15 protein-coding genes and 1 tRNA gene are annotated in these 17,463 nt (G+C 38.6%); 8 read left to right on the forward strand and 8 right to left on the reverse strand.

Going from position 1 to position 17,463, the window contains the following annotated elements:
* The first annotated feature begins 16 nt into the window (after positions 1–16).
* Complete coding sequence (locus tag BLS35_RS11270; protein ID WP_090780917.1) at positions 17–580, forward strand: sigma-70 family RNA polymerase sigma factor; 564 nt, start codon at positions 17–19, stop codon at positions 578–580.
* 42 nt (positions 581–622) lie between these two features.
* Here the strand turns inward: BLS35_RS11270 and BLS35_RS11275 are convergent, their stop codons facing one another.
* The 3 genes from BLS35_RS11275 to BLS35_RS11285 all read right to left on the reverse strand — a co-directional run bounded on the left by BLS35_RS11275 (position 623) and on the right by BLS35_RS11285 (position 3,343).
* On the reverse strand, positions 623–1,939 hold the full coding sequence (locus BLS35_RS11275) for a sensor histidine kinase (RefSeq protein WP_090780919.1): 1,317 nt from the start codon (positions 1,937–1,939) through the stop codon (positions 623–625).
* Positions 1,940–2,070: 131 nt separating this feature from the next.
* Positions 2,071–2,157 (reverse strand) — tRNA-Ser (locus tag BLS35_RS11280).
* Positions 2,158–2,260: 103 nt separating this feature from the next.
* Complete coding sequence (locus BLS35_RS11285) at positions 2,261–3,343, reverse strand: fatty acid desaturase (RefSeq protein ID WP_090780921.1); 1,083 nt, start codon at positions 3,341–3,343, stop codon at positions 2,261–2,263.
* Positions 3,344–3,598: 255 nt separating this feature from the next.
* Here BLS35_RS11285 and BLS35_RS11290 point away from each other — a divergent pair, with 255 nt between their 5' ends.
* Positions 3,599–4,120 (forward strand): GNAT family N-acetyltransferase, encoded by a 522-nt coding sequence (locus BLS35_RS11290; RefSeq protein WP_090780923.1) that lies wholly within the window; start codon positions 3,599–3,601, stop codon positions 4,118–4,120.
* Positions 4,121–4,128: 8 nt separating this feature from the next.
* On the opposite strand, the gene BLS35_RS11295 is transcribed toward BLS35_RS11290, so the two are convergent.
* Positions 4,129–5,259: a DEAD/DEAH box helicase gene (locus tag BLS35_RS11295; RefSeq protein ID WP_090780925.1), complete on the reverse strand. Its 1,131-nt coding sequence runs from the start codon at positions 5,257–5,259 to the stop codon at positions 4,129–4,131.
* Between the two features lie 139 nt (positions 5,260–5,398).
* Here BLS35_RS11295 and BLS35_RS11300 point away from each other — a divergent pair, with 139 nt between their 5' ends.
* From BLS35_RS11300 to BLS35_RS11315, 4 genes are all read left to right on the forward strand, one after another.
* On the forward strand, positions 5,399–6,187 hold the full coding sequence (locus tag BLS35_RS11300) for a CHAD domain-containing protein (protein WP_165973241.1): 789 nt from the start codon (positions 5,399–5,401) through the stop codon (positions 6,185–6,187).
* Between the two features lie 157 nt (positions 6,188–6,344).
* The gene (locus BLS35_RS11305; protein ID WP_090780929.1) at positions 6,345–6,968 is read left to right on the forward strand and encodes a GyrI-like domain-containing protein; all 624 of its coding nucleotides are present in this window, start codon (positions 6,345–6,347) and stop codon (positions 6,966–6,968) included.
* A 64-nt stretch (positions 6,969–7,032) separates the two neighbouring features.
* Positions 7,033–7,572 carry a YfiT family bacillithiol transferase gene (locus tag BLS35_RS11310; protein WP_165973240.1) on the forward strand — a complete coding sequence of 180 codons (540 nt, stop codon included), beginning with the start codon at positions 7,033–7,035 and terminating at the stop codon, positions 7,570–7,572.
* A 147-nt stretch (positions 7,573–7,719) separates the two neighbouring features.
* The gene (locus BLS35_RS11315; protein WP_090780931.1) at positions 7,720–9,129 is read left to right on the forward strand and encodes a sialate O-acetylesterase; all 1,410 of its coding nucleotides are present in this window, start codon (positions 7,720–7,722) and stop codon (positions 9,127–9,129) included.
* A 19-nt stretch (positions 9,130–9,148) separates the two neighbouring features.
* On the opposite strand, the gene BLS35_RS11320 is transcribed toward BLS35_RS11315, so the two are convergent.
* Positions 9,149–9,856, reverse strand: a complete 708-nt coding sequence (locus tag BLS35_RS11320) for a LytR/AlgR family response regulator transcription factor (RefSeq protein WP_090780932.1) — start codon at positions 9,854–9,856, stop codon at positions 9,149–9,151.
* A gap of 280 nt (positions 9,857–10,136) precedes the next feature.
* On the opposite strand from BLS35_RS11320, the gene BLS35_RS11325 reads away from it, so the two are divergent.
* Positions 10,137–10,571 (forward strand): hypothetical protein, encoded by a 435-nt coding sequence (locus tag BLS35_RS11325; protein WP_132225947.1) that lies wholly within the window; start codon positions 10,137–10,139, stop codon positions 10,569–10,571.
* Positions 10,572–10,652: 81 nt separating this feature from the next.
* On the opposite strand, the gene BLS35_RS11330 is transcribed toward BLS35_RS11325, so the two are convergent.
* The 3 genes from BLS35_RS11330 to BLS35_RS11340 form a co-directional block, all read right to left on the reverse strand.
* Positions 10,653–13,229 (reverse strand): TonB-dependent receptor, encoded by a 2,577-nt coding sequence (locus BLS35_RS11330; RefSeq protein ID WP_090780936.1) that lies wholly within the window; start codon positions 13,227–13,229, stop codon positions 10,653–10,655.
* 405 nt (positions 13,230–13,634) lie between these two features.
* Positions 13,635–14,474: a hypothetical protein gene (locus BLS35_RS11335; protein WP_090780937.1), complete on the reverse strand. Its 840-nt coding sequence runs from the start codon at positions 14,472–14,474 to the stop codon at positions 13,635–13,637.
* 66 nt (positions 14,475–14,540) lie between these two features.
* Complete coding sequence (locus BLS35_RS11340) at positions 14,541–15,065, reverse strand: YcxB family protein (RefSeq protein ID WP_090780939.1); 525 nt, start codon at positions 15,063–15,065, stop codon at positions 14,541–14,543.
* Between the two features lie 296 nt (positions 15,066–15,361).
* On the opposite strand from BLS35_RS11340, the gene BLS35_RS11345 reads away from it, so the two are divergent.
* Positions 15,362–17,461, forward strand: a complete 2,100-nt coding sequence (locus tag BLS35_RS11345) for a WD40/YVTN/BNR-like repeat-containing protein (RefSeq protein ID WP_090780941.1) — start codon at positions 15,362–15,364, stop codon at positions 17,459–17,461.
* Positions 17,462–17,463: the final 2 nt, after the last annotated feature.

Genomic DNA, 17,463 nt, shown 5'->3' on the forward strand with positions numbered 1-17,463 from the left:
TGATAAGCCAAATGATATGAGAATAAATGACGACTTAATCTTATTGCTGTTAAAAGACGGTAATAAAAATGCATACGAGCATTTGTTTCAGAAGTATTATCATACACTCAGATCTCAGGCCTGTATGCTCCTTAAGGATAGTATGGAAGCTGAAGACCAGGTTCAGGATCTGTTTATAGAAATAATGGATAAAAAACTGGCTGATAAAATCAATTCAAATTTAGGTGCTTACCTTAAAACCTGCTTGTATCATAAATGCCTTGTGGTATTAAATAAAAAAAAGAGAAGGCAGTACCAGATTGAACAGTATAAGTTAGGCTGTGATGATCTGGTTTATAATGATCAGCTTGAGCACCGTGAATCGGAGCGCTCAGTGTATCAGTTGCTCAGAAACCTTTCTGTCCAAAGATTAAATGTATGTAAGTTGGTTTATCTGGAGAAAAAGAAATATAAGGATGCTGCTGTAGAAATGGGAATTACCATAAACTCCGTTAAAACACATCTCAGATTGGCCAATAAAGCTTTAAGAGAGGAGCTTGTAGGATCCAAATCCTATGTGATGAACGTATTGTATGCTTAAATTTTTGTCTTTTTTTACTTAGTGCGTTAAGATGCTAACAATCTACTTTGTAGCTAAATCTAAACTGATAAAGAAATTGGTTCCTTTATTCAATTCGCTTTCAAGCCAGATTTTTCCATTCTGTAGTTCAACATAGGTTTTAGTTAGTTTTAATCCTAAGCCAACACCTTTTTCTTTATTGGTTCCATAAGTAGCATTACTCTTTAGAGAAAATATGAATGGCAGTTGATCCTCCGAAATGCCAATGCCATCATCCTTTATGGATAGGATGCATTGGCCATTCAGACTAGATGTGCTGAGTATCACTGTTCCACCTGGTAAAGAAAATTTTATGGCATTATTTAATAAATTCCTGACAATGAGCTGCAACATATCAGGATCTGCAATTACCTTAAGGTTCTCATCTGCCAAAAAAATTAGGTTGATATCCTTCTCCTGTGCTATGCTTTTTTGCAAGCTGACCGTATGTTTTAAGGTCTCATAAATAGATATTGAACTTAGATTTACCTTAATTTCGTCCATTTGATCTTTGGCCCATGACAATATATTCTGAAGCATTTCGGAGGTTTGCCTGGTAGAGGATAGCAGTTGCTTTTCGATTTCCATTTTTTCTTCACCGCTGATATCGATTTCATTCAGCAGAGAAAGGTGGCTCTCTATAGATGATAGTGGCGAATTGAGGTCATGGGCAACAATTGAAAATAATTTGTTTTTGGTTTGGTTGCTGTTTTCTAAAGCAATGAGGCGTTTTTTTGCCAGTTCTTTCTCCCGATTGTAGTTTTTTTTAATATAAATGGTAATGATGGACATTAGAATGACCACTTCAAAAAATGTTTGTGCGGTATCTATAAGCTTATGTTGCTTATCAACATAAATTGTTTTTACCATTTCAGGATGCAAATATTCTATGGTTAAAAGGATGGCCAGGAAAATGATGTTTAATGGTATCCATATCCAGAATTGTTTTTTTGGAGTTACTATACTGAGGATGAAGATGATGACGATAAAGGTAAAGAGGTTAACCCCATTGGATCCATCTGCCGCAAAATAAGTTCCTCCGCAAAGTAGGTTAAACGTGATGGCAAATATTCCAATAGCGATGTTTAATTTACCCTTATATCGCGACAAATAATAGCCAAATAACAAAACGGCAATTAAAGGGAACATTAGATAGCCGTATAAATCTAAGCCAAGCGCAAAATTTATGATGGCATTTATGGATGCTACAATAGTTGCAAAAATACTGACGGAGTTAAAAATGCGGGATTCTATGGAATAACGCAATTCATCTCCAATTAATGCAGACCAATGTTTTTTTATCTGGTTAGGGAACTTCAATTTCAGTGGCGCTAAGTTCAAATATAGAAAATAAATTGGCGATCGGGAATTGTGTACAGGAAAATGGATGTAGAAGTATGGTAATCTTCGCAAAACAAAAAAGCCTGAAATCGAAAGATCTCAGGCTTTTTTTGTAGGTTTTGATACCTTAGCGGAGAGTGGGGGATTCGAACCCGCGGACCCTTTGACAAGTCAACAGTTTTCAAGACTGCCGCAATCGACCACTCTGCCAACTCTCCGGCGCAAAAGTACAAATCTATAATGGTTCTGCAAATTTTGATTTGAAATTAACCATATCTGTACTGATTCTCAGAGAGAATAATTGTTTTGTAGGCCGGATTTCTATTGATTTCTTTCCAATACCCCAGACTTTATAGGCTGTTGACGGGCATCTTTTAGCTTGTTTTCTTGATACGGTTCCGCAAAACGGAGATGAAACTCTTGTTTTGAATCATGATAGGAGGTAATCATTCCCATTTTTTTTCCCGACCAAATGTAATACCATGCAAGGTCAACCTGATGTGTTAAAAATCCAGTTCTGGCACTTTTTGGATACAAGTGATGGTTGTTGTGCCATTCGCCCGCAACAATACCAGGCCATAGCTGGTTGATAGACATATCATTTGTATTGAAGTCTGTTCCTTCTCTTCTTTTGTCTTCACCTTTTCCATGACCTTCATAATTGAAAGTACGTACACCAACGGCCCAAAAAGCTGCAGCACCAAATACGGTACAAGCCATGGCATGTCCGCCAATTAGGAAGAAGATGAGGTACCAGAAAGCCCAGTTCAGTAAACATAGAGCAATCGCTACCATAGGGTTGGTTACAGAGCCCCATTTAAGGTATTCAGTAAAAGTATTTGCATGTACTCCAGTATGACGCATCAATTTAACCGTACTGTTATAATCTTTTTCAGAAAGATCTTTTGCTATAGGTTGATGATTTGCATCTGCTAAGAAGCAATACAAGAAGCCACCAGAAGCATTGTATGGGTCGCCTGGTTGATCTGACTTGGCATGATGCACATGGTGTGAAACCACGTAGATTTCCTCAGGGATCATACTGATGGTTAGATTCTGGGTAATAAATTTCCAGAACTTATTCTTAAAAGTGTAGGCCTGATGCGTACAATAACGGTGGTGCCATATCGTTCCGTGTGTTCCCATTAAAATCATGCTATAAACAAAGAAGACAAGCAGGAGTGTTAGACTGAAAAACTTAAACAGGAATAATAAAAATAAGGGGATTAGAATTAACACCCTTACCCAGCTAAAAAACGGCAACCAGTTTTTCTTACATCGGAATACATTTAATCGCTTAAAGAATTCTTTAAAAAGTTGTTTTGGAGATGGCTTACTCAGCGTTCCCTCACTATTGATCCAACCATAAGATGGCGGATCAAGTACTCTATCCAAATAGGCCATGAATTAAAATTTTGCTGAAAGATACAATCCAAATTTGACATAAATATGATTATTTACCAGTAAAATTTGTAATTCGTCGTTTAAACCCTATTTGCCCGAAATTGCTTCAGTATACAATTGCCTTTACTGCTGAAAATTCTTGAATCCATATTTTTCGTAAATTAATTGTTTTTTATCAGGGATAAAATCATGAAATTGTGCAATATCTAATTAAAAAAAAAGCTATTTAATCAGTTATCTTAACATAAAAGAAGCATGAATAACAGGTTTGATAAACAGCGGGAATTAGCAGATGAGCTTATCCAGATCATACCGTTAAAGGCGGAGCATTTTGAATCTTTATATCAAGTTGCTTCAGATCCATTAATTTGGGAGCAACATCCCAACAGTGACCGCTATCGTCGGGATGTGTTCGAAAGCTTCTTTGAGGGAGCATTAGCGTCCCAAGGTGCTTATCTGATATTGTCCAAAGAGACTGGTGAGGTTATTGGAAGTTCGAGGTATTATGATTTAGAGGAAGCGCAGGTTGCTATTGGTTTCACCTTTATTGGCAGAGCATTTTGGGGTGGAATGTATAACTCCGCCTTAAAAAAGCTAATGATCACTCATGCCTTTGGATATCTAGACGCCGTTATTTTTCATGTAGGAAGTCAAAATTTACGTTCCCAAAAGGCTGTAGCAAAACTTGGCGCCAAAAAGATTGCTGAACAAGAAGTTTCACCTGTCAAATTAAATTATATCTATCAGCTTACTAAACCAGATTGGATTTCGCGGTAAACTCTCTGCTATTTCATGGTTTCACTGTCAATCATTTTCACCTGCTTGCCCATCTTTTTTTGAATAACCTCGAAATGATGTAATTCATTTTGGCTAACTAATGAAATTGCGTCGCCTGCGTTTTCTGCACGACCAGTTCTACCAATCCGGTGTACATAATCTTTAGGTGATCGTGGTAATTCGTAGTTAATCACAAAAGGAAGGAAGTTAATGTCAATTCCTCTTGCCATTAAATCTGTGGCCACCAATACCCTAAGCTTGCCTGATTTAAAAAGATATAAAGATTCAGTTCTGGAACCCTGACTTTTCTTACTGTGAATGGCTTTGGCATCAATGTTATTTTTGCGAAGCTTGTTCACCACAGCATCAGCCTGGTGAGTAGAAGAAGTAAATACCAGTACTTGTTTCATCTCATGGTGATTGATCAGATAGCGCAAGAAAGGGCCTTTCTTTTCATCCGAAACAATATAGGCGAGCTGATTTATCGTGTCTAGTGTATCTTCCCCAGCTTCTATTTTAATCACTACCGGATCATGAAGCAAGATTTGGTTAATGTTTTCAATATCAGGACTCAAAGTGGCAGAGAATAGTAGATTTTGACGCTTTTTAGGTAACAACGCAAGAATTTTGTTCAGCTCTTCTTTAAAGCCTAGATTAAGCATTTTATCAGCTTCATCTAAAACCAATGTTTCGATGGTAGATAAATGTACTGCGTTAGACTCTATTAATTCCAATAACCTTCCTGGTGTAGCAACAAGCACATTTACACCTTGCATAGCCATCATTTGCGGGTTAATGGAAACACCACCGTATACTGCTAGTGTTTTGATGGGCTGAGGCAGTGCTTTGCTAAAAGTTTGGAATACATTTTTTACCTGTTCCGCCAGTTCTCGTGTAGGTACTAAAACCAATGCATTGGCATGGCGATTTTTTACACCTGCAGTTTGCTGTAAATTCATTAAAAGCGGCAAAACATAACCAGCAGTTTTCCCAGACCCAGTTTTAGCAATACCTAAGACGTCTTTTTTATCTAGTATAGCTGGTATAGCTGCTTTTTGAATAGGGGTAGGTATGGTGAAATTCTGATTTGTCAGTGCTTTTAATAAAGCAGGTGATAAACCTAAGGACGAAAAAGGCATGTTGTTAAGTATTTGCGGTAAAATTAAGCAAAAAATGTTCGCTTATGTCAAGAAACTATTTATCCCTTTGTTTGTCTTGTTAAGGAATACTGTTATTGGGATGAAAAGAAAGCGGATAAAAAGGTTCATTGAAAAAAGAATGAAGTGTATTGAAAAATATGCTATCCTCATTATGTATAGTGGGGATAAAGAGGTTATACACCAGTTACGGATTCAATTCAAGAAACTAAGAGCTTTTGTACGTTTGGTTAGATTGGGATCTTCAGCTAAAAAGAAGTTGAAAGTACCTTCAAAATTAAAGAAGATTTATCAGTATTCAGGTAGCGTTCGTGATTTGCAAATATATTACGATCACATCATTCCTTTTTATAAGAAAAAAGATGGCTATACATACCAGGTATTACGGCAAATAGCCGAGGCAAAAAGTATTCTACTTATTGCTTTGAAGCAGTTTCGATTTCATCGGATACTTAAGCATATGACAAAGCGTGCCCCTGATCGGCTATCAAAAAAAAGAATAGATAGATTTATCCATCAAAAGTCGGGGGCTATCGACCGATTGATTGGAACAAAGGTTCAGGATACTCAGCTGCATGCATTAAAAAAACACTTGAAAGATGTATCGTATAGCTTGAAAATATTTCACATCCCCCTTCAAAACTATTTTCCTATTGCTGGTAAAGCGAATATTGCTGAATTAAATCAGTTCAGTGATATTTTGAATGATTATCTGGATTGTGTGGTTGGTATAAACTTATTAAGCACTGCCTTGGCAGGTAAGTTATCAGCGCGTGATAGGGGCGTTATGAAGGGAATTAAAAAAAGCTGGAGAAGTAAAAAGGCTAAGGGGCTGGTTCTAGTTAAAGACAATTTGCTTCCTACCTCATTAAGGGACATTGGCACTGGGGTCAAAAAAAAGCGGAAATAGTCAATCCAACTATTTCCGCTCATCTAAATTAACGCTCTCACATATAAAGACGTTAATTGGGAAAGTATATTGTGTTCCCTCAAAAAAAAATAATATTGATTTGTCACTGACATAGGGTTGTCAGTGGCTATGGTTTGTTTTGAGTAAAATAAAAAAAATGGAAAAGCTTGATTTAACAAAAAAGTACAAGACCTATTATTCCGCAAAGGAGAAACCTGAGTTGGTAACAATCGAAGAGGCATTTTTTTTATCAATTACGGGAAAGGGAGATCCTTCAGGAACAATGTTCGCTGAAAAGATCTCAGCGCTTTATGCAACTGCTTACACCCTAAAATTTGCATGTAAGGCAATGGGGAAGGATTTTGTTGTTGCCAAACTGGAAGGTTTATGGAGTTTTGATGAAAAAGAATTTGGAGAATACGGAATGTCTGAGGCTCCATTAAAGGTGCCAAGAAGTGAATGGAACTATAGAATGATGATTCGTTTGCCGGACTATGTAAATCAGAGCCAGATAAACCAGGCTATTGAAACTGTGATTCAAAAAAAAGCGCTTCAATATGTTGAGGATGTTGAAGGTTATTTAATGAATGAAGGAACAGTTGTACAAATGTTGCATGTTGGCCCCTTTGATCAGGAACCTGTTACGTTGGAGAAAATGAAGCAATTTATGGAGGCTAAAGACCTTAAACGAAATGGTCTGCACCACGAAATTTATCTGTCTGACTTGAATAGGACTGCACCCGAGAAATTGAAAACTATACTTCGAGAACCCTGTTGCTGAAATCTAAATAAACTGAAATGATCTCATTGCCATTAAGCCGGCGTTTTTTTGTTATTTTCAACCCATGGAAAATTCAATGGAAGACTTAATGTATCCGAATGGCCGTTTTGTACCTGCGGTTCAGTATAGTCCGAATAATATTGGCTCCTGGATTGGTGGCATTAGATCGGCACCGATGTTGTTCGATTATTGCATTGAAAATCTAGATGAAGCACAGTTAAATACATCCTACCGTCCGGGTGGTTGGAGCATTATACAGGTGGTGCATCATGTTGCAGATAGTCACATGAATGCTTACATCCGATTAAAGCTAGCACTGACAGAAGAGAAGCCGATGGTTAGTCCGTACGATGAAAATCTTTGGGCCGAACTGCCGGATGTAAAAATTGTCCCAGTCAATGTATCCATTACTTTGTTGCACGCATTGCATAGCAGATGGGCTACGTTGCTGGATAATTTAAAAGACGAGGATTGGACAAGAACCTATTATCATCCGGGAAATAAAGAATACATGCCGATTTGGCAAATGACCAATCAATACAGCTGGCATGGTGCGCATCATGCCGAACAGATCATTTCATTGCGTAAGAGAATGGGTTGGTGATTAGCGGACATTCCTGAAATATGCTACCTTTAATTTCATCTCTACAACTACTGGGCTCACCATGGAAGAAATAGTGTCATTATAGGTTCGCAACTTTTTATTTTAAAAGGTGGGAAGAAAATTATCTAAAAGAATTATCTTGTACAGATGAAAAAACAGCTTCTCTTCCTCATACTTTCAATTCTAAGTTCCGCTCTACAGGCAAAAATTAGACTTCCAAATATTGTTGGTAGCAATATGGTATTGCAGCAGAAATCGAATACTAGAGTATGGGGCTGGGCATCACCAGGTGAAAAGATAAAGATTAAGACTTCCTGGGATAATAAAACGGTGGATGCAAAAGCAGATGGCAATGCAAACTGGCAAGTCAATATTCAAACACCACAGGCTGGCGGTCCTTATACCATAACCTTACAAGGGCAGAATACAATTGTACTAGATAATATTTTAATCGGAGAAGTGTGGGTATGTAGTGGACAGTCGAATATGGAATGGAGTTTTAACAATGGTGTTACCAGTATTAGAGACGAATTTAAAGACCTGAGTAACCTAAAAATCAGGTTATTCCATGTTCCTAAAACCACATCAAAAACACCTCAGGATAATGTTGATGGCAGTTGGGCCGTTTGTGATAGCAATAATCTAAAGGCATTTAGTGCAGTAGGCTATTACTTCGGTAAAAACCTTAGTCGGGCGCTGGATGTACCTGTTGGATTAATTAGTAGCAATTGGGGTGGTACACCTGCCGAAGCCTGGACTCCTGAAAGTAGGGTAGAAGATGAGCCTGTATTAAAAGAAGCAGCCCTAAAAAATAAACCTAAAGCAAGCTGGCCTGTTACTCCGGGATATGCTTACAATGCGATGATTGCGCCGCTGGTAAATTACCAGATCGCAGGTACAATCTGGTATCAGGGAGAAAGTAACACTGAAACCGCATCAACTTATACTGAGTTGATCAATACCATGATCGATTCATGGCGCAAGGCATGGAATAAAGACTTCCCATTCTATTATGTGCAAATAGCTCCATATAAATATGGTAGTAGCAATATAGGTGCTTTATTAAGGGAAGCTCAGATCAGAAATTTAGCTACAAAAAATACGGGAATGGTTGTGGTTTCTGATTTAGTAAATGATACTTTAAATATTCATCCCGTCAATAAAAGTGATGTAGGCATACGCCTGGCAAATCTGGCAATAGCCGAAACATATGGGTTAAATAAGGATGCATCCTATAAAAATCCGCTATTTAAATCTATTAGAATAAATGGAAGCACTGCTACAATTGATTTTTACAACGCGGAAACGGGTTTACAGATTAAAGGCAATGCCGCTAAAGAGATCTTTATTGCAGGTGCCGATCAGGTATTTTACCCTGCATCAGTCAAAATAAAAGGAAATGGAATTGTGGTTTCAAGTAAGCAGGTTAAAACACCTTTAGCTGTACGCTATCAATTCAGCAATGCCGGTATTGGCAATTTGGCTAGTAAGGCGGGTATGCCTGTAGTTCCTTTTAGGACAGATAATTGGACATTAAGTACTGATAAGCTGAAATAAGAATATTATGGGTTAACCGCTAGCATTTTTGCAAGGCTAGTTTTTTTAGTTGACCAAAAAATTGCCTGCCAATCGGTATTTCGATTTTACCAATCTCTACATCATGGTTGGTAAAAGCAGTAATTCTGTGCGTAGGAACGATAAAGGATCTGTGAATCCTTAGGAATTGATGTGGGGGCAACATAGATTGCACTGAGATGAGCGATTGTTTAACTAGTAAAGGCGTATCCAGATCCCGGTATATTTTGATGTGGTCTTTAACACTTTCTATATAGAGAATGTTTTCGAGAAGGATTTTAACCATTTTTCTATTGACGCTGAAGTAAAGGTGACCATATCTGGAGTGATCGCTTTGTCTTTCTCCAATTTGGTTATCCATATTGATCACCTTGTTAACAGCTTTTAGAAACCGTTCCAGGCTCAAAGGCTTTAACAAGTAATCTATAGCGTTTAATTCAAAAGCCTCAACCGCAAATTCCGGATATGAGGTGATAAAGATAACCTTAGGGGGCTGAGCTAAAGTTCTGATAAAGCTTGTCCCTAACAGCTCGGGCATCTTTATATCCAGAAAGATCAGATCAATTCTTTCTGTCTTTATAAATTCAATAGCTTTAAAAGCATTGTTGCAGGTGGCTACAACTTCAAGTTGTTCAACCATTTTACTATACTTTTCAACGATCTTTAAGGAAAGTTGTTCGTCATCTACAATTAAGCATTTCCAAATCATATTCTTAGCACTAGATATTGCTGTTCTAAAACGCAGAAGATCTTTTATTGTTCATAATTAATCGTATGAATGGTATGTTTCTGTGTGCCAAACACCTATATCTGATTATAAAGCGGTTCATGAGCTTATATCCGTTGTATGAATTCGTTCAATAGGAGTGTAGCTTGCTATTGATTTCTCGGATTGCAAGACTGTTTACATTTGATGTGATTTAAATTTTAAGATGATGAAAAAACGGATGTTTTTTGTATTATTCTGTGGATTGATATCCCTTCTAGGAATGAATAGCACATCTGCACAGATAAAACTTAGTGAAGTAACAATTCGAGGTACAGCAAGTAGGACGGTTGTTAATAATGAGGTTTCGAAATCATTTAACCAGTTGTTTAAGGATGCTGTAGCTCCTCAATGGTACGAAGTGAATAAGCGGTATGTAGTTAATTTTATCATGAATGACAAAAAAAACAGGGCCGTATTCACCAAGGGTGGTTCCTTAGTGTATCATTTGATTTATGCTGCAGAAAATGAAGTTCCTGAAGATGTTAAGTCTATTGTGAAAGGTAAATATCCAGACCACAACATCACCTTTTCAGTTCAAGTTGAGCAGAATGATCAAAAGGTTTGGTTTATAAATGTGGAAAATGCGAGCAAGATACTCATTCTTAGGGTTAACGCAGATGACTTGACCCTTATGGATACGATTGACAAAGCATAAGGGACAAAAAAAGAACTAAACATCACAATCGATGCTTAGTTCTTTTTTTGAAGTATTTCTTAGCGCCTAGCTAAAATGAATTTAGAAAGCATAGCGTAAGGTAACACCGTAAGTTCTTGGATCACCTAGTACACCCGCATACAAGCCCGAGTTACCGGCAGCAGCTTGCAATTGCTCATAGTACTTCGTATTTCCCAGGTTTCTGCTCCAGGCAAAAACTGAGAATTTATCTGACTTAAATCCTATTCTTGCGTTCAATAGCGCATAACCATCCACATTTAACACTTTTGAAGGAGTTGGATTTGAAGAGTATTCTGAGCGGTAGCTGGCATCACCAGCAATAAAATATCTACCATTTTGGGTAGCCAAACCACCGGCAACGCTAAATTCTGCACCGCCCGAAACATTCCATTTAGATATACCTGGTATTCTGCCACCGGAAGCATCTTTAAATGCTACCTGGGTAGCAACGTTGTTAACGAGTTCCGTATGGCCGGTTTCTTCTAAAGGTAGGGGAGCATTGGTGAATTTTACATATTTGCCATCAAGATAAGCTACGGCGGCATTTAAAGTTAAGAACTTCTCCAACTGATAACTTCCATCAACTTCCAGACCTTTTACGTTAACTTTCTCAGCATTGGCAAGGTAACCTCTGTTTACGCCTAACTGTGGAGATTGAACATTGGTTTGGTAATCTTTAATATCCGTATTAAAACCAGTTACGTTTAGCAAAAAGCCTTTAAGCGGTTTTGTTTTAACACCTAACTCATAATGTTGAACGTATTCAGGTTTCACTACAGCCAAAGACAAGTCAGCCTCGCCAGTAGAAGTAGTTGGTAAACCACCAACGTTAACACCAACTGGTTTATAAGCAGTAGAATAATTTCCGTAAACGTTTAGCTTAGTAGTAGGGCGATAAGATAACGTAAGGTTACCAGACAGATTGTTGTTGTTTGTACTTGTAGCGAATTGCTGATTGCTATAAACAGCGGCTTTAAGCGCAAGTAAAGCTGCGTCTGTAGTTTGCAGACCTCCGTAAGTTACCCTGTCGTAGTCAACATCTTTCTTGTCATAGGTGAACCTTAAACCTGGTAATACGTGTAGGTGCTCGATAAACTCCCAGTCAGCCTGAGCAAAAACGGCAGCACTCAATGATTTAATGGTTGAATTGGTTTTTATACCAAAGCCATCTAACAGACCAGGGGTTGAATATAATGCTTGAGCACCAGTAGCTGATGTTTGTACAAATCTCCACTGATCTTTACCCACTTCTTCAGTCTGAGCTAGTCCTTTTAAATTTTGAGCAAGTGCAAATACACCAATTACGCCACTTACTTTCTCCGTAAGATTACCTGCATATCTAACTTCTTGCGAATATTGATCATGACGGGAGTTACCTTGAGATTTGGTCAATGCAGAGAATTCAGAGAAATCCCTGTCATTTGTAGGATCCCAGTTCCAGAATCTCCAGGCTGTAGTAGAAGTAAGGGTTCCATTACCGATTTTATAATCCACATTGACTGATATTCCACCAATGGATTGATCTTGCTTCCATGGTGTATTGGTGCTGATCTCTCTTGAAAAAGGGTCTATTTTAGGCTGCTGATAACCTAAATCAGAAATAATCTTGGCATACTGGCGGTAAGCGCTTCTCTCTGTGGGGGTAACACCTGCAATTACCAATGGGTAACCTGCAGGGTGTTGGATGCTTACATCACTGCTTAACAATACTTGTAATTTATCAGATGGGGTGTAATACAACTGACCTTTAAAACCAAGGTTATTTTGACCGCTGTATTTGCGTTCTTCCCTGGTATTCCAGATAGTACCATCACGTTGCGTACCTGAGATAGATAATTTTGCCGCAAGATTTTTGGCTACACCACCCGAAACTGATGTTTTTGCTTGTATAAAATTATAATTTCCAAAACTCAATTCTACTTTTGCTGTAGGTATTTGAGTTGGTTTTGTGGTCGTAATGTTAAATGCTCCAGCGGTAGTGTTTTTACCAAATAAGGTACCTTGAGGACCACGCAGGATTTCTATTCTTTCGATGTCAAGAAAATCCGTAGAAGTAGCGGCTGGACGAGCCTGGTAAACTCCATCTACATAAAAGCCTACACCCGGATCAATACCGTCGTTCGTTAAACCGAATGTAGAGCCCAAGCCCCTGATATTAAGTGTTGTGTTTCTTGCATTTGAAGCATATAATTGAACAGAAGGAACCAGTTCTTTTAAGCGGTTAACGTTAAAAGCACCTGCATTTTCTGCCGCTTGTCCACCAATAACGGTAATTGCAATTGGTACATCCTGTAACACCTCCACACGTCTTCTTGAGGTTACCACGATCTCGTCCAGGAGTTCACTTTCAACCAGGACTAACTCAAAGGGTGCTTCCTGAAGCTTTAATATCTGAAAATCCTGTGCTTTGTAACCAACTGAACTGACTTGAAGGAAAAATGGAAGCTCTTGCTTTGAATCGATGCTGAAGAAACCTTTTTCATCAGCAATGGTTGAGATCTTAGTGCCTCTTATTTTCACAGTTGCTTTTGGAACCGGAGTGCCATTCGTATTCTTTATGGTACCTGTTATGCTTTGGGCAAAAGTAAAGCTTGCCGTAAGCAGAAATGATAAAAGGATAAGTATGCTTTTTTTCATGATTTTAATATTTATTGATTTGTCGGTTTATTGGTTTTATTTAGGGTGGTTGTTGCTTTGATAAAATTGCATAGCATGGCCATGTGGATGTTTTTAGACATCCTCTATTTCATATTTTAAAATTGTTAAAGGGGTGTAAGCGTTAGTTTTTCGTAGCGATTACAGTAGGCTGAATCAGCAGCAACAACAACAGCGGTCTACGAGGAAGTACATTTCTTCTTTAGCCATCTTTCTTTTCATTTTTATAAAATGCAAATCTGTTTTCATTTACTTGTTGTTGGTAAACAGTTGTTTAGTTGGACAAATATAGTATAGTATTTTATTATTCGCAATAAAATCTATGGAAATAGTAGATTATTATTCGAAATGATGAAGTTAGTTGTTTGAAAGGGGCTTTGATTGCCTTTAATCGTGCTTTATGAGCTTGTATTTTAATTGTCCAAGACTCGATATCTCTTCGTCTTCGCTTTTGGTTTTTATAACTTCGTAAAGATTAATGGTATCGCCTTTAATTTCATAGGTATACCATTTTTGATTTTTTATTCGAAAATTCAAGAAAATAAAATCAAGACTATCTTCTGGACCTTCTACAAAGTCAGTGTTAATGTAATAAGTAGTAAAGCCAGGCAATCCGATTATCTTGCCGTCATTTGTTAACTGAATAGTTCTTGATTTTCCCGTAGTGTCTGTCATTTTATATTTACCTGCCACTAAAGTTTTATTCACCATATACTGCAAAGCTTCTTCGGTACGTAGGGGAGCTTTTTGGTATTCACTTTGCTCGATTAGTTTCTTATTCTTGTCGTAATGATAAATTACCATTGAGGTGTCTTTGGTTGAAATTGAATAACCCAATTCATAAAAATTTGATTTATTATCATAATCTATCATATTTGTTGGAAATGAATTTGGAGCTATTCCTGCTCTAAGAAAAATATGAAAGCCACCGCCTTCGTGAAAAGTTGCTGCGCCAATTTCTAAACTGTCACCTTTAATTTTACTAGCATCAATATATAATTCAACAAATGAGTTTACATTATTTTCAGATTTGGCTGGTGATTTTGTTTTCTTGAGATTGTCAATATAGACACGTCGAACCCAGGAACCATTGATTATTGATTTAAAATTTGGTTGAACTTCAATAATTTTATTTTCGGCCGGCTTGCTAGTAGTGTCTGTATTTGTCTGGCAAGCGGCCAGCATAGTAAGCGTAAATAGTGTCAGTAATTGTTTGATTGGTTTCATTCTGAAATTGATGTTAAAGACTGAAAGTAGACAACTTTGCATGTTGGTTATTGTTTTCTCCTAGAATTACCATTTCCAATCCAAATCAAGGAGAAAGGGCAGATTATTTGTCGTCACTGCTTTTTTTATATCGTCGCAAAGAGAAGTGCTGATTTTTGGAATGATCAGAGTTTGGCTGTTATTAAGGTTAATTAGGAAATGGTCAGCTATTTCAGAGATGAGTATTATTCCTGAAAACTTATATTTATAATCACCAGCCAGGTCAATAATATGTAAATGATCTTGATTTATTTCCAGTTGAATCGGCGAATCAGCCATTCCACTTAATTCAGTTACTGCTGCTAGTTTTAAAGCCTTATTTATTGAATACTTCATAAATAGGTTTCTCGTTAGCACATATAGCGCTGCAACGACTAATAGAATGATAGCAAAAACATTACTATCTATATAAAAACAGATAGCACTTAAAATAACGAAGTAAGTGGCTAAAAACCACATGGTTTTTCTGCCTCTCTTTAATCTACCCGTCGTTGAAGTATAGTGTTGTAAAAAGATCAATAGATCATCTTTTGAAAGCGTATAAGTATACATAGAATTGGTTTAATAAGTATATACAATGGTATGAAAATTTCCGTCTAAAAACCAAACCATCCCTTCTTTTTTGCCAGTTCTTCTGGTATCTCCAATTCTGCTGCCCGGGCTTCCTTTAAATGATGTTCTACTTTTTTCGTCCTCAAATCTTTTCGTTCCTGTAACTCTTAGTGACTTCCAGGAATCTGGCGATTACAATATCACTTTATGATGAATAGGTCAAAATAAATGATGAATAGAACAAATTAAGCCCGGTCATTTATGCTTCTTTTGACGCATCGTTAAAAAATACATTCATGAATTTTAACTACCATAAAATATATATGCTCATCCTATTTGTACTTTTGATAGGGCAGGCATGCAAAACTTCGGCTCAGGCCTACCAATGGAGCAATGTACGTATAGGTGGTGGCGGTGCAACTATCAATGTTAAGGCACACCCTAAGGTACCCAATTTGTTTTTTATAACCACAGATGTAGGAAACCCTTACCGCTGGAATAATAAGGAGCAAAAATGGGAGGGTCTTTTAAACGGAATACCGGAAAGTTTGTGGAATGTTGGTGCCTGCGCCAGCTTGGCTATAGATCCTAATGATGTTACCGGTAATATCCTTTATGCAACAGTGGGCAAGTATGGCATTACTGGGGCAGCTGGCGGCAAAGTAATAAAATCGGCTGATAGGGGAAACACCTGGCAGGATGCCGGCCTGAGCCTAAAGGTGCGCTCAAATAAAGACCAGTTGTGTGGCGACCGTCTGGTGGTTGATCCGGTCAATAGCAGCGTGGTTTATGTAACCAGCTTTAGTGATGGTACTTACCGGGGGGAATACGGCGGGACCCGCTGGAAAAAGATCAGCAGACTGAATGGACAATTTATTGGCTTTGATTCAAGTCGCGGCAAGCTAAATGGTATGACCAAAACTGTTATTGTTGGATGCCATAACGGTATATATCGTAGCGATAACGCCGGAGCGTCCTTTGCTTTAATGCCGGGCAGCCCTAAAAACAGCCGGCGGGCAGCATTTCATCCCGATGGATCAATTTATGTAACTACAAGCACCGGCGTATTTAAGTATAAAGATAGCTGGACTAATATTTCGCCAGAAAATACCAGTTTTGTAGCCGTAGCCATAAATCCGGCCGCAACCGCAGAGGTAATTGTAAGTACCAATGCAGGCAAATTACCTAATTTTTATATCAGTGAGGATGGGGGTGCTAATTGGACAAAAATTATTAGAAAGCCCGATTTTTCTGAAGTCCCTTTTGCCGAATGGTCGCACTTTGCACTTTCAACCTTTGATTTCTGCTGGGATCCATTTAATCACAACCAAGTTTGGTTTTCCGATTTTTTTAACGCCTACCAAACTGCAGATATCCGGGCAAAGGAGGTTTTGTGGCGGGCCAGGGCCGTAGGTCACGAAGAGATTGTAACGCTGGGCGTAATGGTTTGCCCGCCATCGGGGTCTAACGAGCTATTATCCTGTACAGCGGATCTGGGCGGTTTTGATCATCCATCGATTTTACAGCCACCAGCTGTCAGTATGTTTAAGTTTTTTCCCTGGGTAGCACCGGACCTGCTTTCGGGCAATATGACGGGGGTTGCCATACAGGAAACCAATCCTGATTTTATTGCCCGTGTAGGGCGACGGGGATGGGATGGTGCAGGGCTGGGTGGCTGGTCTGCCGATGGTGGACTGCATTACGAGCAATGGATATGCCCTGTTGATGCCAAAGGCGGGCGCATTGCCGTATCAGCGGCTAACGAAACCATGATATGGGCAACACAGAACGGGCCGGTTTATCGCTCTGTAAACCGCGGTAAAACCTGGGATAAGGTTGTGGGCGCACCTGCGGCTGCAGTAGGACCCGGCAATACCTTTTTATACATTAACCCATTAGCGGCGGATAAGGTGAATGCCGACAAGTTTTATATGTATAAAGGCGGCAAATTTTATGTGAGCTATAATGGCGGCGCATCTTTTAAAGCAACTGCCGCTAGCTTACCATCGGTAAACAACACTAGTTTTATGAAAATAGAAACAACACCAGGAATTGAGGGCGATGTTTGGCTGTCGCTGGAAGATAAGGGGTTGTTTCACTCTACTAATTCGGGTGCATCATTCAGCCGGGTAGGGGCGGTTGAATATTCGCGTTTATTTGCCTGTGGCAAGGCCGCCGTTAATACCCCGGCTATTTATGTTTTAGGAACAGTAAATGGTATAAAAGATGGTATTTTCCGGTCGGACGATAACGGCAAGACCTGGCTGCGCATTGATACGCCTGCCTATAGAATGGGCATGGAGCCCAACGCCATGGCGGCAGACCGTATAACCTACGGAAAAGTGTTTGTTGGTACTAATGGCAATGGCATATATGTGGGACAACCGGAAAATTAACT

This window comes from Pedobacter sp. ok626 (genome assembly GCF_900100435.1).
Taxonomy (GTDB): Bacteria; Bacteroidota; Bacteroidia; order Sphingobacteriales; family Sphingobacteriaceae; genus Pedobacter.